The organism is Mangrovitalea sediminis, assembly GCF_002514725.1.
GTDB classification, from domain to species: domain Bacteria; phylum Pseudomonadota; class Gammaproteobacteria; order Pseudomonadales; family Oleiphilaceae; genus Mangrovitalea; species Mangrovitalea sediminis.
In genome coordinates this window covers 235,967-256,553 of record NZ_NTLB01000006.1, presented here as the reverse complement: position 1 = coordinate 256,553, position 20,587 = coordinate 235,967, and the positions used below count along the sequence as shown (strand labels likewise).

Genomic DNA, 20,587 nt, shown 5'->3' with positions numbered 1-20,587 from the left:
CCGGCTCCCGTCATGAAGCATCATGCGCTGAGCCGCCAGCTTTCAAAATTTACGGCTATCGAGAACCACAGGGGACACTATCGTTATGTTCGAGCGTCTTCGGGAAGATGTATCAAGCGTATTTCATCGTGACCCGGCTGCCCGCAACACCTTTGAGGTTTTGACAAACTATCCCGGCCTGCACGCGCTGTTGATTCACCGTGCCGCGCATCGCTTATGGCGGGCAGATCTCAAATGGCTGGGCAGGACCCTGTCTACCTTCAGTCGTTGGTTGACCGGGATCGAAATCCATCCGGGTGCGGTAATCGGTCGCCGGTTCTTTATCGATCACGGCATGGGTGTGGTCATTGGGGAAACCACCGTGATTGGCGACGATGTTACCTTGTATCAGGGGGTTACCCTTGGGGGAACCAGTTGGAACAAGGGGAAACGGCATCCCACGCTTGGCGACGGTGTTGTTGTGGGCGCCGGCGCCAAGGTTTTGGGGCCATTGGATATCGGTGCCAATGCAAAGATCGGTTCCAATGCGGTGGTGACCAAGAACGTTCCCGATGGCGCTACCGTTGTGGGCATCCCCGGACGAATTATCGTCAAGACGCCGCCTCCTGACGAAGAGCGTCGTAAGGATATGGAGCGCAAGATCGGATTCGACGCCTATGGGCTCAGTGAAGAGATGCCGGATCCTGTTGCCCGCGCCATCCGCAGCATGTTGGATCACATGCATGCCGTGGACTCGCGCATTGAAAGTATGTGCAAGGCCCTGCAGCGTGTGGATTCTGAATACCGTAACGGCGCGTTACCGCCGATTCGCGACGAGGATTTCGACTGCGTGAAGGTCGAGGAGGACGAGACTTCGCCGCCTAATACTTGACTGTTTTTGTCGGAAAAATGATAATTTCCCGACAAACAGAAGGGGATTAGCATCAGCGATGCGATTGACTACTAAGGGGCGCTACGCGGTCACGGCCATGTTGGACTTGGCTTTGCACGCGCAGGAAGGGCCAATCAGTCTGGCGGACATTTCCCAGCGACAGGGTATTTCCCTGTCTTACCTGGAGCAGTTGTTTGCCAAATTGCGTCGAGAACGTCTGGTGCGGAGTGTGCGTGGTCCGGGGGGCGGCTACCAGTTGAACCGCCCCGACACCCAGATCTATGTGGCACAGGTCGTGGATGCGGTTAATGAGTCCCTGGATACGACGCGTTGCCGGAACAAGGGCGATTGCCAGAGCGGCGAAAAATGTCTGACACATCACCTTTGGTCTGACCTTAGTAACCAAATCCATGAATTCCTGAGCACGATCAGTCTTGCGGATCTGATGAAAAAGCGTGAGATACAGATCGTGGCTGCCCGACAGAATCAGCGGCAGCAGACGCGAACCATCGAGGCTTCGCCTGCCAGTAACTGAGTCCTCCTTCGATGCGGCGGTTGCGCTGCGGTGCCGCGTCCTCCAGCAAACCGCAATTTTCGGCACTTCTTGACGGAATGACGCTGAACTGATGAAAAAGCCCATTTATTTCGATTATGCCGCAACGGCGCCCGTTGATCCTCGGGTGGCGGAATGTCTGACCGGTTTCCTGACGCTCGGTGGCGTCTTCGGGAACCCGGCTTCGCGCTCTCACGGCTATGGCTGGCAAGCCGAAGCGGCAGTTGAGGCTGCGCGCAAACAGGTGGCCGATCTGGTGAATTGCGATCCCCGCGAGATTGTCTGGACTTCCGGTGCGACCGAATCCGACAACCTGGCGATCAAGGGGTTGGCAATGGCGCGCCAGGCCGAAGGGCGCCACATCATCACGTCGCAGATCGAGCATAAGGCTGTTCTCGACACTTGCGGCTGGCTTGAGCTCCAGGGGTTTGAAGTGACATACCTGGTCCCGGGGGGCGATGGCGTCATCCAGCTGGAGCAAGTGCTTGCGGCTGTGCGGCCGGATACCATCCTGGTCAGCCTGATGCACGTGAACAATGAGACTGGCGTGATTACCGATATTGCTGCCATTGGCGCGGCTCTGCGGGAAAGGGGAATCGCTTTTCATGTCGACGCTGCCCAGAGTGCCGGTAAGATTCCCGTAGACCTGGATGCGATCGCTGTCGACCTGATGTCCTTTTCTGGGCATAAGGTATACGGCCCTAAAGGCATTGGTGCCCTGTACGTTCGTCGCTCGCCGTCGTTACGTATCGAGGCGCAAATGCACGGCGGTGGACATGAGCGTGGTATGCGCTCGGGTACGCTGCCGACGCATCAGATCGCGGGCATGGGTAAGGCATTCGAGATCGCGAGTGAAGCGTTGTCGGATGAAATGGCGCGTCTGACGGCGCTTCGGCAAAGGCTGGTTGAAGGTTTTCTGGCAATTGGTGGTGTGACCCTTAACGGTCACGCCGAGCAGCGGGTGCCGGGTATCGCCAACTTTGCGTTTGCAGATGTGGACGGAGAATCTCTGATGCTGGGGTTGCGTGACCTGGCGGTATCGTCCGGATCGGCGTGCTCGTCAGCGTCGCTGGAGCCGTCTTACGTATTGCGGGCGATGGGCTTGTCGGATGAATTGGCGCATGCCTCCCTTCGCTTTTCGGTCGGCCGTTTTACGACGGACGAAGAGATTGAGTTTGCCATTGCTCAAGTATCGGAGATGGTGCCACGCCTCAGGGAGGCTTCGCACCGGCGAAGGGCGCGAGCGCAATAGATCGTGTTGGTATGACTTTGTCACGGACCCGCGTATAATCGCGGGTTTAGTTTATTTGATGCAAACCCAACCATTGGAGAATCGTAATGGCTGTTGAGCGCACCCTTTCTATTATCAAGCCCGATGCTGTCGCCAAGAATGTCATCGGCGAGATTTACAGCCGCTTCGAGAAGGCGGGTCTGAGCATCGTTGCAGCGAAAATGCAGCACCTGACGCAAGAGCAGGCCGAAGGCTTTTATGCGGAACACAAGGAGCGTCCTTTCTTCCGTGATCTGGTTGCGTTCATGACCTCCGGTCCGGTGATGGTTCAGGTGCTGGAAGGTGAAGGTGCCGTCCTCAAGAACCGTGACCTGATGGGTGCCACCAATCCGAAAGAAGCGGCTCCGGGAACCATTCGCGCCGATTTCGCTCAATCCATCGATGCGAACGCCGTGCACGGCTCTGATTCCACCGCTTCCGCTGAGCGTGAAGTGGCCTATTTCTTCAGCGACAAAGAAATCTGCCCACGTAACGTTTAATTGAGGGTAGAGGGCGGGGTTTCTGGCTCCGCCCACACAGGATTATGAAATGAGGGTTGTGTCATGAATTCCGGGGTAGAGAAAGTCAATCTGTTGGGCTTGTCCAGAGCCCGTATGGAGGCGTTTTTCGAGTCCCTGGGCGAGAAGCGTTTCCGGGCATCGCAGGTCATCCAGTGGATTCACCAGCGAGGCGTGGACAACTTCGATGAAATGACCAACGTCAGTAAGGTGCTGCGGGAAAAGCTGGCGGAAGTTGCCGAAATCCGTGCTCCGGAGGTCGTCTATCATAATATTTCCCAGGACGGCACGCGGAAGTGGGTTATGCAGATGTCGGCGGGCAACAGCGTTGAAACGGTTCTGATTCCGGATGGGCAGCGCGCGACGCTTTGCGTATCCTCACAGATCGGCTGCAGCCTCGACTGCACTTTTTGTTCTACCGGAAAGAGAGGCTTTAACCGTAACCTGTCAGCCGCAGAAATTATCGGTCAGGTATGGGTTGCTATGAAATCCTTCATGCCTTACGACCGCAACAAGGAGCGGCCGATTACCAACGTGGTGATGATGGGGATGGGGGAGCCTTTGCTCAACTTCGACAACGTCGTCGATGCCATGAGCCTGATGATGGATGACTGGGCATACAGTATTTCCAAGCGTCGGGTCACCCTGAGCACGGCCGGTGTCGTGCCGGCGCTGGACCGTCTGGGCGATATTACGGATGTGTCACTTGCCATATCGCTGCATGCCCCTAATGATGAGCTGCGCGATACGCTGGTCCCCCTGAATCGCAAGTATCCTATTGCCGAATTGCTGGCTGCCACAAGGCGTTATCTGGACAAGTTGGCGGATAAGCGCAAGGTGACAATAGAGTATACGCTGATTGATGGGGTGAACGATAAGCCGGAACATGCGCGCCAATTGGTAAAGCTGCTGCGCAACGTGCCGTGCAAGATTAACCTGATTCCGTTCAATCCCTTTGCGGAAAGTACCTTCCAGCGACCCTCGATGGAACGGGTGCGTGCGTTTCAGGCAATCCTCAGTCATGCAGGGTACGTCGGTACCATTAGAACCCCTCGTGGGGACGATATTGACGCGGCGTGCGGACAGCTTGTCGGTCAATTCGAGGACCGTACACGACGTAGTCAAAAATACATTGCCGTCCAACAGGTGGGATGAGCCATTCGCCGACTCAACCTGACGGCGGGGTCCGGGGAACCGGCAGACATTAAGGAGTGCTATTCAGTGAGACGTTGGTGGGTGGGCCTATTGCTCCTTGCAATGCTCGGAGGCTGCGTAACGACGACGAATAGCATTTTTACCCGTAAGGAAAACAAGGCGCAGGCGGTAAAGGATTATGTCCAGCTGGGACTCGCCTATACCCAACAGGGTAATTACGATCTGGCCCGGCAGCATTTCCAGAAAGCGCTGACCATCAATGGCAACAGCGCCGGTGCGTTGGCTGGAATGGGGTTGTTGTATCAGATTCAGGATGAACCTGATCTGGCGGAGCAGTCCTTCGAAAAAGCCATTGATTCCGATCCTTCCTACACGCGCGGGCGCACGTTCTACGGCGCCTTCCTTTATGCCCGTGGGCGTTATCAGGACTGTTACGACCAGTTCAGTCGCGCGGCGCAGGATGTTACTTTTCCCGATCGTAGCCTGGTTTATACCAACTTGGGCCGCTGTGCGGAAAAGATTGGGCGTCAGGAAGAGGCTATTCAGGATTTTCGTAAGGCGTTGGGGATCAACCGCCAGAATATTCCGGCCCTATTGGGGTTGACCAAGGCGTTGCTGGCAAGCAATCGCTATACCGAAGCTCGGCGCTATAATCTGCAGATGAACGACCTTATCAGTGCTTCGCCCAAGATCCAGCCCTCCGCGGATGCACTCTGGGTCAGCATCAGGATTGCACGACATTTCAACGACGCCGACCGCGAAGCCAGCCTCGCTTTACTTCTCCGAAACCTCTACCCAAAATCAGAAGAATACAAGCAATACAAGGCCTTGATTTCCCATGAGTGATGCAGCGTCCAAGCCAGACAACTCACCGGTCGCGGGAGAGACCGGGCGTATCCTGAGAAATGCCAGGGAGGCGAAGGGATTGTCGGTCAGGGAAGTCGCGGATAGCCTGCATCTGCGTCCTTCCATTGTAATGGCGATCGAAGAGGGTGATTACCGGCAGGTGCCTGGCGAGTTGTTCCTGCGCGGCTATGTCAAATCCTATGCGCGTCATATGTCATTGAGCGAAGCCCCTTTACTGGCCTCTCTGGATGAGGAGCTCGGGGTGTTTCGTGAGGCTGATGACCAGAGGAGCGTGGAGCATCCACTGGAGCAGATCGAAAGGGCAAAAGGGCGTCGCCAAAAATGGGCGCGCAGTCTGGTCGTTATTCTTTTCCTGCTGGCGGCTGGCTTGGTATTCACGGAGTTTTCCGGTCGAACGCACCTGTTTTTGCCAAGATCCCAGCCAGTACCGAACAGCCAACCGGCGCCGGCCAGTGAACCGCCGCCTGCGCCGACGAAGCCCTCTCCGGAAGCCACGAATTCCACGGCAGAGGCAAGTCCGGTGGCAACACCTGCGGAAAGTGGCGTTGTAACAGCGCCGGATCAACCGGCTGACACGGCTGCATCAAGTCAGAATGCCGATGCAGGGGAAGGGGCTGCACAAGCCGGAACCGCTGCTACGCACACGCCCCCGTCATCGGCGGCGACGCCTCAGGCGGCGACGGTTGCTTCGGCAGCGGCAGACCAGCCTGCAACGGAGGTCTCTTCGGGAAAGCCTGAGCCGGCGCCCGGGCCGGTCGATACGCTGACCATGACTTTTTCAGGCGATTGTTGGGTCGAGGTAACCAATGGTGCGGGCAACCGGGTTGTTGCCGCGTTGAAACGTAACGGTGATATGCTGCATTACGCGGGACATGGGCCGTTCAAGATCGTCCTGGGGGCGGTCGGTGGAGTGTCCAGTTTGAGTTTTAACGGTAAGACCATGGATTTGTCGAAGTACCCCGCGCCAGGCCATCGTGCCGAGTTCGTCCTGGGCAAGTAATGTGTCTGGCCGGGTAAGGTGGGCGGCGCCAGTCGACGCCTGCGGCGTTACCTGCTAGACAGTCACATCTTATTCACGCGAGTCATCCCACTGGGTTCATAAGGTTATGCACTACGAATCTCCGATTCAACGACGTCGCTCACGTCAGATCATGGTCGGCAACGTGCCGGTCGGTGGTGATGCACCGATTGCGGTACAAAGCATGACCAATACCGAAACCTGCGATGTGGCCGCTACGGTCGATCAGATTCGCCGTCTCGAAGAGGCGGGTGCGGACATCGTGCGCGTTTCGGTACCGTCCATGGAGGCGGCAGAGGCCTTCGCCAAGATTCGTGCCCAGGCAAATGTGCCATTGGTGGCGGATATACATTTTGACTACCGGATCGCACTCAAGGTCGCCGAGTATGGCGTGGATTGCCTGCGCATCAATCCTGGCAATATCGGTCGGGAAGACCGGGTCAAGGCGGTTATCGATGCCGCAAGGGATAATGGCATCCCGATCCGGATCGGTGTGAATGCGGGATCGCTGGAAAAGGACCTGCAGAAGAAATACGGCGAGCCGACACCGGCGGCGCTGGTCGAGTCGGCGATGCGGCATATCGATATCCTTGATCGCCACGACTTTCAGAACTTCAAGGTAAGCCTGAAGGCGTCGGACATCTTTATGACGGTGGCGGCCTATCGCCAGATCGCGGGCCAGATAGAGCAGCCTCTGCACCTGGGGATCACGGAGGCGGGAGGGTTCCGCTCCGGCACGGTCAAGTCTGCCATCGGTCTCGGCGCTCTCCTGATGGATGGCATCGGCGATACCATACGGATATCCCTGGCCGCAGATCCGGTGCAGGAGGTTAAAGTCGGTTGGGATATGCTGCGCTCGCTGCGTTTGAGAAGCCGTGGTATCAACTTTATCGCCTGTCCGAGCTGCTCGCGGCAGAACTTTGATGTCATACAGACCATGAATGAACTCGAAGGTCGCCTTGAAGATATCAATACGTCTTTGGATGTGGCGATTATCGGCTGCGTGGTGAACGGGCCCGGCGAAGCGCGTGAGGCGGATATCGGCCTCACCGGCGGAACGCCGAAGAATCTGCTCTATCTCAGCGGTGAACCGAATCAGAAGCTGGAAAACGAAGGGCTGGTCGATAGCCTGGAACGGCTGATCCGGGCTGAGGTCGACAAACGAAAGACGCAGGAAGAAGCGATTATCGCGCGCGGGAACTGATCTGGCGCTTGTTTGACGGCTATCGCATTTTTCCCATGATCTCAATTGATTGAAAAGGGTTTTGAAGTTGGCACGTATCCAAGCCATACGGGGCATGAATGATATTCTGCCCGACCAGACGCCTATCTGGCAGTATCTGGAGTCCACCGTTCGCCGGGTTTTCCGCTCCTACGGGTATCAGGAAATCCGGATGCCGATCGTCGAGCAGACGGAATTGTTTAAACGCTCCATCGGCGAAGTGACCGATATTGTCGAAAAGGAAATGTATACCTTCGAGGACCGTAATGGCGACAGCCTGACGCTGCGCCCGGAAGGAACCGCTGGTTGTGTGCGGGCGGCCGAGGAACACGGTCTGCTGTTCAACCAGACACAGAAACTGTGGTATGCGGGGCCGATGTTCCGGCACGAGCGGCCGCAGAAGGGGCGTTATCGTCAGTTTCACCAACTGGGTGTGGAATGTTTCGGCATGACCGGCCCGGACATCGACGCTGAGCTCCTATTGATGACGGCGCGACTCTGGCGTGTGTTGGGACTGGATTCCCATGTCACCCTGCAGCTGAACTCGTTGGGAACACCGGAAGCTCGCGGCGCATACAGGGATGCCTTGGTAGGGTATCTGAAACAGCACGAAGACCGGCTCGACGAAGACAGTCGCCGCCGCCTGACGACGAATCCGTTGCGAGTCCTGGACAGCAAGGATTCGCAGACCCAGGCCATTCTGGCCGATGCCCCTGTGCTGACGGACTTCCTGGATGACCTGTCCCGCGAGCACTTTGCGGGATTGCGGACGCTGCTGGATGCTGCCGGGATTCCCTACACGGTTAATCCGCGCCTCGTGCGCGGTCTTGACTATTACGGCAAGACCGTCTTCGAGTGGGTTACTGACAGCCTGGGAGCCCAGGGCACCGTCTGTGCAGGTGGTCGCTACGATGGCCTGGTGGAGCAGCTGGGGGGGAAACCCACTCCCGGAGTGGGCTTCGCGATGGGCGTTGAGCGGTTGATTCTGTTACTGGAAACGGTGGGCTCTGTGCCGGCGGGCGTCAATAACGATGCGGACGTCTACCTTATCGCGATGGGGGATGAGGCAGGACGCAAGGCGTTTTTGCTGGCCGAGTCGCTGCGAAGCAGCTTTCCGGAGGCTTCGGTTGTCTGCCATACGGGCGGCGGTAGTTTCAAGAGCCAGATGAAAAAGGCGGATCGTAGCAGTGCCAAAGTGGCCCTGGTATTGGGCGAGGACGAATTGGCGAACGCCAGTGTTACGGTGAAACCGCTGCGTGACGACAGGCAACAGGCGACGGTTCAGTTGGACGCACTGGCGGATGTGCTAAAAGAGTTTCTTGGCCAAGGGCAAGCAGATGCGGATAATGAGCTCCGCCTGTAAACGCAGTTACCCGGATCGAATGTTGGGATTGGAGTTAAAACGTGGATTATCGCACTGAAGAAGAACAACTAGAGGCTCTCAAGAACTGGTGGAAGAAAAACGGCGGTTCACTGCTGGTCGGTGTTGCTTTGGCTCTGGCTATCGTCTTTGGCTGGAAAGGGTGGCAGAACCACCAGGCCAATCAGCGGGCAGCAGCGGCTTCGCATTTCAACGATATGCTGGATGCGCTGAATAATGACGATAGCAAGAAGCGCATGTCGAGTATGGATTTTATCGCCTCACAGATGCGCAAGGACTACGGCAGTAGCGTTTACACGGTATTTGCCAACTTGCTGATGGCCAAGGAGCAGGTCCAGCAGAAGCAGTTTGACAAGGCACTGGACAGCCTGTCGTGGGCGCAAAAGCATGTTGGCGAGAAAGATCCGTTACGTCTCGTTGTGGACGAGCGACTGGCCCGTGCACAGTTTGCTGCCAACAAGCCCGACGCCGCTTTGAATACGCTGCAGGAAATCAAAGACCCGGGCAGTTTTGCTGCGAGTTATAAGGAGCTGGAAGGCGACATCCTGAAGAGTCAGGGTAAGACGAGTGAGGCGATAGCGGCCTATAAGGCGGCGCGCAAGGCAGCAGGCGATACACCGTCTCCGATCCTGGACCTGAAACTGTCGGATCTCGCCGGCGCGGAGGGGAGCTGATGCGCCGTCTCGCCCCACTATCCCTGATTGGGCTGCTTCTGGGTGGACTGTGGCTTACCGCGCTGAGTGGTTGCAGCTCTGACGAGACGTTCGAGCAACCTACGCCGCTGACGGACATCAAAGCCAAGGTTGAACTCAAGTCCGTCTGGGACGAGTCGATCGGCAACGGCGATAGTGGACAACTGCTGTTTCTCAAGCCCTACATCACCGACAAAGAGGTCTTCGCAGTCTCTGCTGACGGCGAGCTGGAGGCGCTGACGGCGGATAAAGGCGACGAAATCTGGGACCGCGATCTGGATACGAAAATTATCGCGGGTGTGGGTGCGGACGATAACCAGCTTTATGTGGTTACGGAGTCGGGGCAGTTGTTGGCCCTGAGTCGTAAAGACGGCAAGGAAGTCTGGCGCCGGGATCTTCCCGACGAAGTGCTGGCGGCACCCCAAAGTAATGGCGACAGCGTGGTTGTGCAGACGATCGATGGCAAGGTTCTGTCGTATGCCGCGAAGGAAGGCAAGAAGCGCTGGGAGTATGACAGCGTCGTTCCTGTTTTGAGTTTTCGCGGGACAGCCCAGCCTTATGTCACTGGTGATACCGTCCTGGCGGCATTGGCTAACGGCGATCTTGTCGCGCTCGATGCGAACAATGGTACCGTTCTGTGGCAGTACACCGTTGGTGTTCCCAATGGGCGGACTGAACTTGAACGTCTGGTCGATATTGATGGCGCGCCGCTGGTCAAGGACGGCAAGATCTATGTCGTTGGCTATCAGGGGAAGGTGGCGGAGCTGGCGTTGCAAACTGGTCAGGAGCTGTGGAGCCAGAAAGCCTCAAGTCTTGAGTCGCCTGAGCTCGGCCTGGGCAACCTTTACCTATCGACGGCCGATGGCCGGGTGGAAGCCTACAACCTGTATTCCAAGGCGAAGGTGTGGACCCAATCCAAGCTCAAGTACCGTCAGTTGACGGCGCCGGTTACGTCTGGCAGCTATATTCTGGTCGGTGACTTCGAGGGATATCTCCATATCCTCTCCCAGTTGGACGGTTCCATCGTGGGGCGTAAGGAAGTGGACGATGATGGCCTTCGCGTCTCCGTAATACCGAAAAACGGTTTGATCTACGTGTATGGCAATGGTGGCGAATTGGTCGCCTACCGCCTGCGCGAACTGAAGTAGTGGATATAGATGACCATACCCGTAATTGCTCTGGTGGGCCGGCCCAACGTCGGCAAATCCACCCTTTTTAACCAGTTGACCCGCTCCCGGGATGCACTGGTCGCCGATCTTTCGGGATTGACCCGGGATCGGAAATACGGGGAAGGCGCTTATGAAAACCAGCGCTTCATCGTCATCGACACGGGTGGTATTACCGGCGACGAAGTCGGCATAGACGCCGCTATGGCGCGGCAGTCCCTGCAAGCGGTCGACGAGGCCTCGGTCGTTTTGTTCCTGGTCGATGCGCGTGCCGGGCTTACGCCGGGTGACCTGCACATCGCAGACCAACTGCGTCGCTCCGGTAAAGAGGCGCACCTCGTCATCAATAAGACGGATGGCCTTGATCCTGACGTTGCCGGCGCAGATTTCCACCAGTTGGGATTCCAGTCGGTCTTCACTATTGCGGCCTCTCAGAACCGTGGTGTGCGCTCCATGCTCGAGGAGCTGTTGGCTCAGTCGGAGAACGAAGAGGCTGAACCGGAGGCGACGCCGTCCGGTATACGGGTGACGGTGGTAGGGCGACCGAATGTGGGCAAATCCACCCTGGTCAATCGGATGCTGGGTGAGGAGCGAGTGGTGGTGTTCGATATGCCGGGCACCACACGCGATAGCATCTATATTCCCTTTGAGCGCCAGGGAAAAGAATATACGTTGATCGACACGGCAGGCGTACGTCGTCGTAAGAATATCAAGGAAACGGTCGAAAAGTTTTCTATTATCAAGACACTGCAGGCGATCGACGATGCGCATGTCGTGGTTCTCGTGATCGACGCCCGCGAAGGGTTGGTGGATCAGGACCTGCATTTGATGGGCTTTGTGCTCGATGCAGGTCGAGCGCTGGTGCTGGCAGTCAACAAATGGGATGGCATGGATCCGGATGACCGTGCGGCCGTGAAAACCCAGCTTCAGCGGCGCCTGGACTTTATCGACTATGCCCGCACCCACTTTATCTCCGCGCTCCACGGTTCGGGTGTTGGCGACCTTTATGCTTCCGTCGAAGAAGCCTATCAGTCAGCCATGGCCAAATGGCCTACAAACCGGCTGACAACGCTGCTGCAGGATGTGGTGAGTCAGCATCAGCCGCCCATGGTGAACGGACGCCGTATCAAATTGCGTTATGCGCACCAGGGGGGCTCGAATCCGCCGCTGGTTATTGTGCATGGAAATCAGACGGAATCCTTGTCTGCCTCCTACAAGCGGTACCTGGAAAACCGTTTCCGAGATGTGCTTAAGGTGGTGGGTACGCCGATCCGGTTTGAGTTCAAGTCCAGCGAAAACCCGTACGCCGGTCGCGTGAACAAATTGACCCCGCGTCAGCAGCAGAAGAAAGCGCGCCTTATGAAGCACGTCAAGAAGACTCGACGTAAGGAAAAGCGTCGCTAAACGGGCGCTTTTTCCTAATCCTTCTGGCTCAAGGTTACTTGTCGTGGTTCTGCGGCTTGTCCTGCAGACTGGTGGGGCTGCTCTGCCTGAACCGCGGTGAGGGCGATAGTGAAGACAATATCGTCGACCGAAGCCCCTCTCGATAGATCGTTGACGGGCTTTTTCAACCCCTGCAGCATAGGGCCGATACTGATGACGTTGGCACTGCGCTGCACGGCCTTGTAAGTGGTGTTTCCCGTATTCAGGTCAGGGAAGACAAAGACTGTGGCATGGCCCGCTACAGGGCTGCCAGGCGCTTTGGTTCGGGCAACACTTTCAATTGCAGCTGCGTCATACTGAAGCGGCCCATCGATCAGCAAATCCGGTCGGCGCTCCTGGGCCAGGCGTGTTGCCTTACGGACTTTTTCGACTTCCTCACCACTTCCAGACTCACCTGTGCTGTAGCTGATCATGGCAACACGTGGAGTTATCCCAAAATTCTCAGCCGATTCGGCGCTCTGAATGGCAATGTCCGCCAGTTCTTCCGCGTTGGGGTCGGGGTTGACGGCGCAGTCGCCGTAGACCAGCACCTGTTCCGGCAGACACATAAAGAATACCGACGAAACCACTCGGGCATTGGCGTGGGTCTTGATCAATTGCAGCGCGGGGCGGATCGTGTTGGCTGTGGTGTGCACGGCGCCGGAAACCAGCCCGTCGACCTCGTCCAGTGCAACCATCATGGTGGCCAATACAACGTTGTCTTCCAGTTGAGCGGCGGCCATATCCGGCGTGAGACCCTTGTGGCGGCGCAGTGCGACCATGGGATCGATATAGCGCCGACGGACTTCGTCCGGGTCCACGATTTCCAGCTCACCCGGTAAGGTAAGCCCTTGCTTTGCGGCTACCGTCTCGATGGCATGACGCTTGCCAACGAGGACGCAGCGAGCGAGTCCTCGCTCATGGCAGGTGACCGCCGCCTGAACGGTTCTCGGTTCATCCCCCTCGGGTAGAATGATTCGCTTGTTGGCGGCTCGCGCCCGCTGGGAAAGCAAGTAGCGGAATGCCGGCGGTGAAAGTCGGGGTTCGCGATTGATGCTGAGGCGCGACTTCAACCACTGTACGTCGATGCGCGATGCGACGTACTCCATAACCTGTTCGATGCGGTGGTGATCGTCTGCTGGCACTTCATCCGGCATGCTGGCGAGATTCTGGGCCGTCATGTAGGTATTCATGCCGGTTTGCAGTACCGGGAGGCCGGTTTCCAGCGCGCTGCGACAGAAGGCGATGGTGCGGGCATCCGGTATCAGGTCGCCGGTGAGTAGCAGTCCCGCCAGGGGAATGCCGCCCAACGCCGCCAACGCGGTTGCCAGTATGATGTCCTCGCGGTCGCCGGGGACAACCAGCAGGGTTCCGGGTTTCAGCGTTTCAACCATGTTGGGAATGGTGCGGGCACACACGGATACCCGTTGCACCCGGCGCGTCTTCAATTGCCCGCTATGAAGTATTTTCGCATTGAGATAATCGGCAATATCCTGCATCCGGGGTGCCAGCAGCTCCGGCTGCCAGGGGATTTCCCCGATCAGCCGCAGGCGTTCTTCGGTAAAGACCTTACATTGCTGGCGATAATTCGCAGCGCGGGGATCTTCCTCGATGCTGGTAGGGATCAGCGGGTTGTGGTCGGGCTCACTCACACGGTTCAGGATACAGCCGATAACATTCGGGTCGCGAGGTGCCGCATAGAGGCGGGCAGAGAATTCCAGCCATTCGTCCAGTTCCGCGGGCGTGCGCTGCTGGGGAGCGCTGACCAGAATGACGTCAGCGTTCAGGTTGCGGGCGACATCGACGTTGAGGCGGGCGGTATAGGTCTCGCTTTGGTTGGGAACCAGCCCCTCAACGACCACGACATCGACGTCTTCAGCGACCTTCTGGTACAGGGCGATGATTTCTTCCATCAATAGGTCTGACTGCCCCCGATTGATCAGCGACTGGGCGTGCTTGAGCGACAGGGGGGCTGGCGGAATCAGGTTGGTTCTTGCCCGGATGAAGTCAATCGAGCGGTCCTCGGCATCGCGCTGGTCCACTTTCTGCGCAATCGGTTTGAAGAAGCCGACGCGCACGCCGATATGGTCCAGCGCACGTACCAGGCCCAGACACACCGAGGTGAGCCCGGAATGCAGTCCGGTTGGGGCGATATACAGGTTCTTGACCACGGCCATCTACCTTGTCGTTAACTGTGTCGGTTATCGCTGTCGAGAAAATACTGCGTGTCCCGGGCGATAATGCTTTCTTCGTTGGTGGGAATTACCAGTATCCGGCGGCTGCCGCCAGTATGGATGGCGCCCGCGCGTTGGTGGCCATGGTCGGCATTGGATGTTTCGTCGACGTCGAACCCCAGGAGCTTTAGGTGGGAGAGGGTGCGCTTCCGCACCTCTGGACTGTTCTCGCCAATTCCCCCGGTGAAGACCAGCGCATCCAGCTGTTCGAGCGAGCTCATCATTGCGCCGATATAACGCGCCAGCCGAAAGCAGAAAACGCCGATCGCGACTTTGGCACCGGTATGCCCGTCACGTTCGGCCTCAACCAGCGTGCGCATATCGTTGCTCAAGCCAGAAAGACCCAGGAGGCCGCTTTGATGGTTCAGCAGGGCGGTGATCTGATCCGATTGGAGTCCCTCGCGCCTGAACAGGTCGAAGAGACCAGGATCAATATCGCCACTTCGCGTGCCCATAACCAGGCCTTCAAGGGGTGTGAATCCCATGCTGGTATCCCGACTGCGCCCGTTTGCTATTGCCGCGACGCTACAGCCATTGCCGAGGTGGGCAGAGATCAGTGAGGTTTCTTCAGGGGGTTTGCCCAGTCTTTTTGCGGTCTGTTGCAGAATGTAGAGGTGACTGGTTCCATGAAACCCATAACGGCGCACGCCGCACCGCTCGTACCACTCTCGTGGCAGCGCGTAAAGATAGGCATGTTCGGGAAGCGTTTGGTGGAAGGCCGTATCGAATACCGCCACCTGGGGGGTATTTGGGAACAGGGTCTGAAGGAGGTGAATCCCTTCCAGATTGGCCGGGTTATGCAGTGGGGCCAAGGCTGCGCAGGCTTCGATGTCGGCGGCGACCGAGGCGTCGATCCGTGCTGATGCCTTGAAGCGCTCTCCGCCATGCACCACCCGGTGCCCGATCCCCCTTGGAGCGTTGGGCAACCATTCCAGGCGATGCAGGGTGCTGACCAGTGCCTCGACAGCTGCATGGTGACCGGCCTGCTCTGGAAGGGGGATCGTGGTGCGGGCTGCGTCCTTCAGCACGGCCCTGGCCTCCCGGGTGCCCAGGCGTTCGGCCAGGGCGGATACTACAGGTGTTTCCAGATCGTCCTTAAACAGCGCCAGCTTCAATGAAGAACTGCCGGAATTTACGACCAATAGAGGCCCAGCCATCCAGGAAACTCCCAAGCGAAATCAGTTTCGATTGTAGCGATGCGGGCGCCGAACTGACCAGCGCCCTGCGAGGAAATCACCGTGCCCTTGATCTCAGGCAAAGGTGCTGTTGTGGGAATCGATCCAATCGAGGAAATCTTTCTCAGTGACAGGGCGGTTGTAGAAGTAGCCTTGCGCGAAATCGCAACCTTGCTGGCGCAGGAAATGCAGTTGACTGGCTTCTTCCACGCCTTCGGCGATAACTTCCAGGCCCAGGCTGTGGGCCATATTGATGATGGCTTTGACCAGGGCGGCGTCTTCCTGTTCCGTCATGACATCACGAACGAAAGACTTGTCGATCTTGAGTGTATCGAACGGATAGCTTTTCAGGTAACCGAGCGCGGAATAGCCGGTCCCAAAGTCGTCGACCGACAGGCGCACGCCCATCTTGTCGAGTTTGCGCAGGATTTCTGCCGTTTCGATGGTGTTGTCGAGGATCAGTCGTTCGGTGATTTCCAGTTCCAGGTGGTGGGGCGTCAGGCCGTTGGTGATCAGTGCGTTCTCCACCATGGCGACAAAACCCGGGTCGCGGAACTGGCGCGGCGATACATTCACGGCGATGGAGAGGGTATGGCCCTGGTCCTGTTCCCAGCGACGGGCCGCGGCGCAGGCCTGTGCGATAACCCATTCGCCGATGGGAATGATGAGGCCGGTTTCCTCGGCGAGGGGAATGAACTTGTCCGGTGCGACCAGCCCCATCGAAGGGTTGTTCCAGCGCAGCAGGGCCTCTGCTCCGATCACCCGGCCGCTGGCAGCCTCGACAATGGGTTGGTAGTAAAGCTCCAGCTCGTTGAGGTCGAGCGCCCGCCGCAGCCCGCTCTCGATTTGCAGGCGTTCGTGAGAGATCTCCTTCATTTCCGGGGCGAAGCGCTCGTAAGCGCTTTTGCCCTTGTTCTTGGCCTGATACATGGCCGCGTCGGCATGTTGCAGCAGCGTACTGCTGTTGTCCGAATCGGTGGGATAAATCGCAATCCCGATGCTGGTGCTGACGAAGACTTCCTGCCCATGGAGCTGGAAGGGAGGTGTAAAGGTTTGCAGTATCCGCTCGGCGACCTGAATTGTACCGGCCTGTTCCTTGAGGCCGGGGAGAATCACCAGGAATTCGTCACCCCCTAGCCTTGCCACGGTGCTGGTGCCGCGGAGGCACGACGATATCCGCCGGGATGCCTCGATCAGCAGGTTATCGCCGGCATCGTGGCCCATGGTGTCGTTGATATGTTTGAAGTTATCCAGGTCGAGGAACATGACGCCGACCAGATAATCTTCCCGGCGCGCCTGAGCCAGTGCAAGCTTGAGGCGGTCCAGTGCGAGCATCCGGTTAGGCAGGCCTGTGAGAATGTCATAATTGGCTTGTCGCAGAAGCTGCTGTTCGTAGCGTTTACGAATGCTGATATCTTCGCCCAGGATCAGGTAATGGCTGGGGTGGCCATTTTCATCCCGGATCGGTGTGACCACGACCTGTTCCCAGAATCGTTCACCATTCTTGCGGGTACTGTGGACTTCGCCTTGCCAGACGCCGACCCGTTGAACCTGCAGCCGGATATTCTGCCAGAGCTGCTGATTGTCCCGCTGTGAGAGGCTGTCCTTGGTCAGCATGCCCGGATGCATGCCGATGATTTCCTGGGACTGGTGGCCGGTCAGTTGGGCAAATTTCGTATTCGCATACTCCACCCGCCAGAAACGGTCGCAGATCAGCACCGAAGAAGGGCTTTGGTCTATTGCCAGCGACAGCTTGTGAATTTCCTCTGCGTCGACTTGCTGGCGTTCGAGGTCCGCCTTGAGACGATCGCGCATCTGGTTGATGGCATCGGTGACCTGCGCCAGCTCATCCTTTCGGTAGGTTTCTGTGTCCGGGCGGTCCAACTGCAGTGGGGAGTCCAGGTTTTTCAGGGAGAAGTTCTTCGCATAACCCGCCATGGCGGAGAGGTGGCGGGTTACAAAATGCTGGAAAATCCAGATGATCAGCAGAGATATCAGGAAGGTCTTGAAGGCCTGTGTCGTCAGGATGATAAACACCTTGCGCTTCAGGTTGCTGTAGATCTGCTGCATGCTGGCAGTAATGGTCAGCTCACCGAGATCGTAGACCTCATCGCCCTTATAGGTGAGTTTGAAACTGTGTGAGATCGTCGTGACATTCTGGGGAATGGTCCCCATGACGATTTCGGAGTTGGGGTAAATGCGCAGGCGAAGGTGCACGATGTCTGGCAGACTTAGAATGCCTTCCATCTGCACTTGGAGCAGCTTTTGATCAAGCGCCCATAGACTGCGGGCCAGACTGCTTTTATAACTCGTTTCAATAACATGCATGCGATCAGATACGACAGACACTTCCTGCCGATAGTCCAGGTAAACCTGGACCGCAGAGGTGACCAGCGTAAAAAGAGAACTGCTGAGCAGAATGTAAGCAAGCAGCCGGAAGGACAACGGCGAACTTGCCCGGAACTGACTAAGTCGGGACAGCAGTTTTGGCATGCTGGCAATATACAGCGCTGATTTAAAGTGGGTTTTCAAAGACTATAGCAGGCACACGGAAATACCGCTGCGTTTTTATGCATCCGTTTGTTGCGCAGGGTCGTTTGCCAACCCACGGTTAGTCGCTCTTGACTGGCATCAAGCGTTGCGCGCCGCTGATGGAGTACAAGGAAAGTGTCGTTGTCGCTCGTGATGATAATAGCCAAATAGGTCAGTTGTGGGAGTGAAAACTGCTGAAGTGGGAGGTAGCTCTGTACGTTGATACGGTCGTTCTTGCGAGCGTCGGTACGGTGGCGTTGATGTTGGCATTTTTTGGGGGTGTCATCGGGTTCGTCGTTCACGATTCCCATAAGCATAAGTAGCCTGGAAATCCCGGGAGGCCCGTCGCCTGATTAAGGTGGTCATGCCGCCTGGTGGGGTACTGTCTTCCTCAAGGTGCGGAGCGTCAGGGGACAGGCGCCGGCGCTATACTGGTGTCAGGTCCTGTCGTTTATCTCGCCATCTTTGGTGGCGTTCACGGAACGGTGCCGTCGGGTTGTCCACCACCGGACGGTGTCGGTCAAGGGGAGGGAAGGCTATGACGGCTGTTGGCATTCTGCGGGAAATCAAAAACCACGAATATCGGGTAGGCATGACGCCGGCCGGAGTTAAGGAACTGGTCCGCCATGGCCACGATGTCTGGATCGAAACGCAGGCTGGGGCCGGCGCCGGATTCCCGGACGAGCATTATGTTCAGGCGGGTGCGCACCTCTGTGACCATGCGGCCGAGGTTATGCAGCGGGCGACGTTGCTGATCAAGGTCAAAGAACCCCTGGCTCATGAGCGTCGCCACCTCGAGCCCCGACACACGCTGTTTACCTATCTGCACTTGGCGCCAGATGAGGCTCAGACCGTTGACCTGATTGAGTCCGGCGCTGTGTGCATAGCCTACGAAACCGTCACCGATGATCGCGGCCACTTGCCGCTTCTTGCGCCCATGTCGGAAGTGGCCGGTCGGCTGTCCGTGCAGGCCGGTGCCCATGCCTTGGAGAAATACAAGGGGGGGCGCGGTGTCCTGTTGTCGGGCGTGGCAGGCGTCAAACCCGGTCGGGTTTCAGTCTTGGGCGGGGGTGTTGTAGGGCGTAACGCTGCACGCTTGGCGATGGGGTTGGGCGCCGAAGTGACCGTCCTGGATAAATCCCTGGAGGTGTTGCGCGAACTCGACGCCTTATTCGCGGGCCGGGTTCATACGCTGTACTCGACTGGCGAGGCGTTGGAAGAAACCCTGCTGTCGTCGGACCTGTTGATCGGGGCCGTGCTGGTGCCCGGCGCGGCGGCGCCAAAACTGATTACTCGGGATCTGTTGCGGAAGATGCCGGATGGTGCTGCGTTCGTGGATGTATCGATCGACCAGGGTGGCTGCGCCGAGACGTCAAGACCCACAACCCACGATGACCCGGTTTATATCGAGGAAGGTGTTGTCCATTACTGTGTGGCCAATATGCCAGGTGCTGTCGCCAGAACGTCTACCCTGGCACTGACCAATGCGACGCTCCCTTACATCCTGGCTTTGGCGGACGAAGGAACAAGGGCTGCGTTGAAGCGGCAAAAAGGGTTAAGGGATGGTTTGAATGTCGCGAGAGGTATGCTGACATGCAAAGGCGTGGCTCAGGCTCAGGATCGCCCTTACGTCGCGTCAGAAAGCACTCTGGACAAGATCTGAATTAACGTCGGTATTTGTTCAAAAACGCCAGGAAGAGAATGGCGTCCCCTAGGGGAGTCGAACCCCTGTTACCGCCGTGAAAGGGCGGTGTCCTAGGCCTCTAGACGAAGGGGACGCTGCAGTGCTGCGTCGAAGTGGCGCGTATCATAGGGAAGCAGGTGAGGGCTGTCAAACTTTTTGTTGGCGGATCTCTTACCTGCCCACGATGCATCGTTTCAGTTGGCTGGCCAGCAGATCGAATGTCTCCTGATAGCCGTCCTTGTGCGCCATGCTGATCAGTGACTTTGCCAGGTCACGCCGATCCTCGGGCAGTTGGGGCAGAATATCCTTCTCTTTGCCGCCGAGATAGGCGGCGAGGACAACCTGATACCGCAACTTGTTTTCTCCGGCACAGAAATAGAAGTGTTCTTCGCGCGATCCCCGTGGCGGTTTTCCATGACGGTCGAAAACCTGTTTGGCGCAGTGGATATAGCGGCCATTGATATTGGCATAGGTCGGGACAATGCCATCCCGATCGATAACCCTGTATAGGGCATCGACGTCCTTTTTGCCCTGGGCCGAAATTCCGGGCAGTGACGCCTTGAGTTGTGCCGCCGTGAACCCCTTTTGATGCAGCTGCAATATCGTCAGGTATTCGCTGGTAATCATGGCGCAGGATTCGAAGCTTTCACCGGCGGCATCCGTTTTTGACGCAGGGACTTTTGCGCTGCTCAGCGCCGGATACACCGCCATGGAGGCAGCCAGCATCATGCCGACTACCCGGCGGCTCAGTGTGATTGCCTGTTGTCGAAAATCGCGCATGGAATCCATTACTTGCTGTGATCCGAGGGGCAATGGCCGAAGCCAAT

The 20,587-nt window shown here is 57.5% G+C and carries 18 protein-coding genes and 1 tRNA gene; 14 read left to right on the top strand and 5 right to left on the bottom strand.

Translation table 11 applies throughout. The annotated features are described in order from the left end of the window. The first annotated feature begins 85 nt into the window (after positions 1-85). From cysE to der, 12 genes are all read left to right on the top strand, one after another. Entirely contained in the window at positions 86-871 is a 786-nt protein-coding gene (cysE, locus tag CLR77_RS16220; RefSeq protein ID WP_097461738.1) for a serine O-acetyltransferase, read from the top strand. Between the two features lie 58 nt (positions 872-929). Then, a complete protein-coding gene (iscR, locus tag CLR77_RS16215) occupies positions 930-1,406 on the top strand; it encodes a Fe-S cluster assembly transcriptional regulator IscR (protein WP_097461737.1) in 477 nt (158 codons plus the stop codon). Between the two features lie 91 nt (positions 1,407-1,497). Next, a complete protein-coding gene (locus CLR77_RS16210; protein ID WP_097461736.1) occupies positions 1,498-2,676 on the top strand; it encodes an IscS subfamily cysteine desulfurase in 1,179 nt (392 codons plus the stop codon). An 86-nt stretch (positions 2,677-2,762) separates the two neighbouring features. Continuing rightward, positions 2,763-3,194 (top strand): nucleoside-diphosphate kinase, encoded by a 432-nt coding sequence (gene ndk, locus CLR77_RS16205; RefSeq protein WP_097461735.1) that lies wholly within the window; start codon positions 2,763-2,765, stop codon positions 3,192-3,194. Between the two features lie 63 nt (positions 3,195-3,257). Further along, complete coding sequence (gene rlmN / locus CLR77_RS16200; protein ID WP_097461734.1) at positions 3,258-4,367, top strand: 23S rRNA (adenine(2503)-C(2))-methyltransferase RlmN; 1,110 nt, start codon at positions 3,258-3,260, stop codon at positions 4,365-4,367. Between the two features lie 66 nt (positions 4,368-4,433). Then, positions 4,434-5,213 carry a type IV pilus biogenesis/stability protein PilW gene (gene pilW / locus CLR77_RS16195; RefSeq protein ID WP_227519958.1) on the top strand — a complete coding sequence of 260 codons (780 nt, stop codon included), beginning with the start codon at positions 4,434-4,436 and terminating at the stop codon, positions 5,211-5,213. After that, positions 5,206-6,234, top strand: a complete 1,029-nt coding sequence (locus CLR77_RS16190) for a RodZ domain-containing protein (RefSeq protein ID WP_097461733.1) — start codon at positions 5,206-5,208, stop codon at positions 6,232-6,234. Before pilW ends, CLR77_RS16190 begins: the two co-directional genes overlap by 8 nt. A gap of 106 nt (positions 6,235-6,340) precedes the next feature. After that, positions 6,341-7,456, top strand: a complete 1,116-nt coding sequence (ispG, locus tag CLR77_RS16185) for a flavodoxin-dependent (E)-4-hydroxy-3-methylbut-2-enyl-diphosphate synthase (protein WP_097461732.1) — start codon at positions 6,341-6,343, stop codon at positions 7,454-7,456. Between the two features lie 67 nt (positions 7,457-7,523). Then, a complete protein-coding gene (gene hisS, locus CLR77_RS16180) occupies positions 7,524-8,837 on the top strand; it encodes a histidine--tRNA ligase (RefSeq protein ID WP_097461916.1) in 1,314 nt (437 codons plus the stop codon). 41 nt (positions 8,838-8,878) lie between these two features. After that, on the top strand, positions 8,879-9,529 hold the full coding sequence (locus CLR77_RS16175) for a YfgM family protein (RefSeq protein WP_097461731.1): 651 nt from the start codon (positions 8,879-8,881) through the stop codon (positions 9,527-9,529). Continuing rightward, on the top strand, positions 9,529-10,695 hold the full coding sequence (gene bamB / locus CLR77_RS16170) for an outer membrane protein assembly factor BamB (protein WP_097461730.1): 1,167 nt from the start codon (positions 9,529-9,531) through the stop codon (positions 10,693-10,695). The genes CLR77_RS16175 and bamB overlap by 1 nt, the downstream gene beginning before the upstream one ends. A gap of 9 nt (positions 10,696-10,704) precedes the next feature. Beyond that, positions 10,705-12,117 (top strand): ribosome biogenesis GTPase Der, encoded by a 1,413-nt coding sequence (gene der, locus CLR77_RS16165; protein WP_097461729.1) that lies wholly within the window; start codon positions 10,705-10,707, stop codon positions 12,115-12,117. Positions 12,118-12,131: 14 nt separating this feature from the next. Here the strand turns inward: der and pta are convergent, their stop codons facing one another. The 3 genes from pta to CLR77_RS16150 all read right to left on the bottom strand — a co-directional run bounded on the left by pta (position 12,132) and on the right by CLR77_RS16150 (position 18,037). Continuing rightward, positions 12,132-14,312, bottom strand: coding sequence for a phosphate acetyltransferase (pta, locus tag CLR77_RS16160; RefSeq protein WP_097461728.1), 2,181 nt, complete (start codon positions 14,310-14,312; stop codon positions 12,132-12,134). Between the two features lie 11 nt (positions 14,313-14,323). Beyond that, on the bottom strand, positions 14,324-15,526 hold the full coding sequence (locus CLR77_RS16155) for an acetate/propionate family kinase (protein WP_097461727.1): 1,203 nt from the start codon (positions 15,524-15,526) through the stop codon (positions 14,324-14,326). A gap of 93 nt (positions 15,527-15,619) precedes the next feature. Further along, positions 15,620-18,037 carry an EAL domain-containing protein gene (locus CLR77_RS16150; RefSeq protein ID WP_097461915.1) on the bottom strand — a complete coding sequence of 806 codons (2,418 nt, stop codon included), beginning with the start codon at positions 18,035-18,037 and terminating at the stop codon, positions 15,620-15,622. Between the two features lie 230 nt (positions 18,038-18,267). Here CLR77_RS16150 and ccoM point away from each other — a divergent pair, with 230 nt between their 5' ends. Beyond that, a complete protein-coding gene (ccoM, locus tag CLR77_RS20520) occupies positions 18,268-18,399 on the top strand; it encodes a cytochrome c oxidase subunit CcoM (protein WP_406564965.1) in 132 nt (43 codons plus the stop codon). 215 nt (positions 18,400-18,614) lie between these two features. Beyond that, positions 18,615-19,739, top strand: coding sequence for an alanine dehydrogenase (gene ald, locus CLR77_RS16140; protein WP_097461725.1), 1,125 nt, complete (start codon positions 18,615-18,617; stop codon positions 19,737-19,739). A 39-nt stretch (positions 19,740-19,778) separates the two neighbouring features. Here ald and CLR77_RS16135 read toward each other — a convergent pair. Then, a tRNA-Glu gene (locus tag CLR77_RS16135) sits at positions 19,779-19,854 on the bottom strand. A 77-nt stretch (positions 19,855-19,931) separates the two neighbouring features. After that, a complete protein-coding gene (locus tag CLR77_RS16130; protein ID WP_143269430.1) occupies positions 19,932-20,540 on the bottom strand; it encodes a hypothetical protein in 609 nt (202 codons plus the stop codon). Between the last annotated feature and the right edge of the window lie 47 nt (positions 20,541-20,587).

Excerpts from the sequence above, each read along its gene's own strand:
- cysE (WP_097461738.1), top strand. The coding sequence starts at position 86 with ATGTTCGAGCGTCTTCGGGAAGATGTATCAAGCGTATTTCATCGTGAC.
- iscR (WP_097461737.1), top strand. The coding sequence starts at position 930 with ATGCGATTGACTACTAAGGGGCGCTACGCGGTCACGGCCATGTTGGAC.
- CLR77_RS16210 (WP_097461736.1), top strand. The coding sequence starts at position 1,498 with ATGAAAAAGCCCATTTATTTCGATTATGCCGCAACGGCGCCCGTTGAT.
- ndk (WP_097461735.1), top strand. The coding sequence starts at position 2,763 with ATGGCTGTTGAGCGCACCCTTTCTATTATCAAGCCCGATGCTGTCGCC.
- rlmN (WP_097461734.1), top strand. The coding sequence starts at position 3,258 with ATGAATTCCGGGGTAGAGAAAGTCAATCTGTTGGGCTTGTCCAGAGCC.
- CLR77_RS16190 (WP_097461733.1), top strand. The coding sequence starts at position 5,206 with ATGAGTGATGCAGCGTCCAAGCCAGACAACTCACCGGTCGCGGGAGAG.
- ispG (WP_097461732.1), top strand. The coding sequence starts at position 6,341 with ATGCACTACGAATCTCCGATTCAACGACGTCGCTCACGTCAGATCATG.
- bamB (WP_097461730.1), top strand. The coding sequence starts at position 9,529 with ATGCGCCGTCTCGCCCCACTATCCCTGATTGGGCTGCTTCTGGGTGGA.
- der (WP_097461729.1), top strand. The coding sequence starts at position 10,705 with ATGACCATACCCGTAATTGCTCTGGTGGGCCGGCCCAACGTCGGCAAA.
- pta (WP_097461728.1), bottom strand. The coding sequence starts at position 14,312 with ATGGCCGTGGTCAAGAACCTGTATATCGCCCCAACCGGACTGCATTCC.
- CLR77_RS16155 (WP_097461727.1), bottom strand. The coding sequence starts at position 15,526 with ATGGCTGGGCCTCTATTGGTCGTAAATTCCGGCAGTTCTTCATTGAAG.
- CLR77_RS16150 (WP_097461915.1), bottom strand. The coding sequence starts at position 18,037 with ATGCCAAAACTGCTGTCCCGACTTAGTCAGTTCCGGGCAAGTTCGCCG.
- ald (WP_097461725.1), top strand. The coding sequence starts at position 18,615 with ATGACGGCTGTTGGCATTCTGCGGGAAATCAAAAACCACGAATATCGG.
- CLR77_RS16130 (WP_143269430.1), bottom strand. The coding sequence starts at position 20,540 with ATGCGCGATTTTCGACAACAGGCAATCACACTGAGCCGCCGGGTAGTC.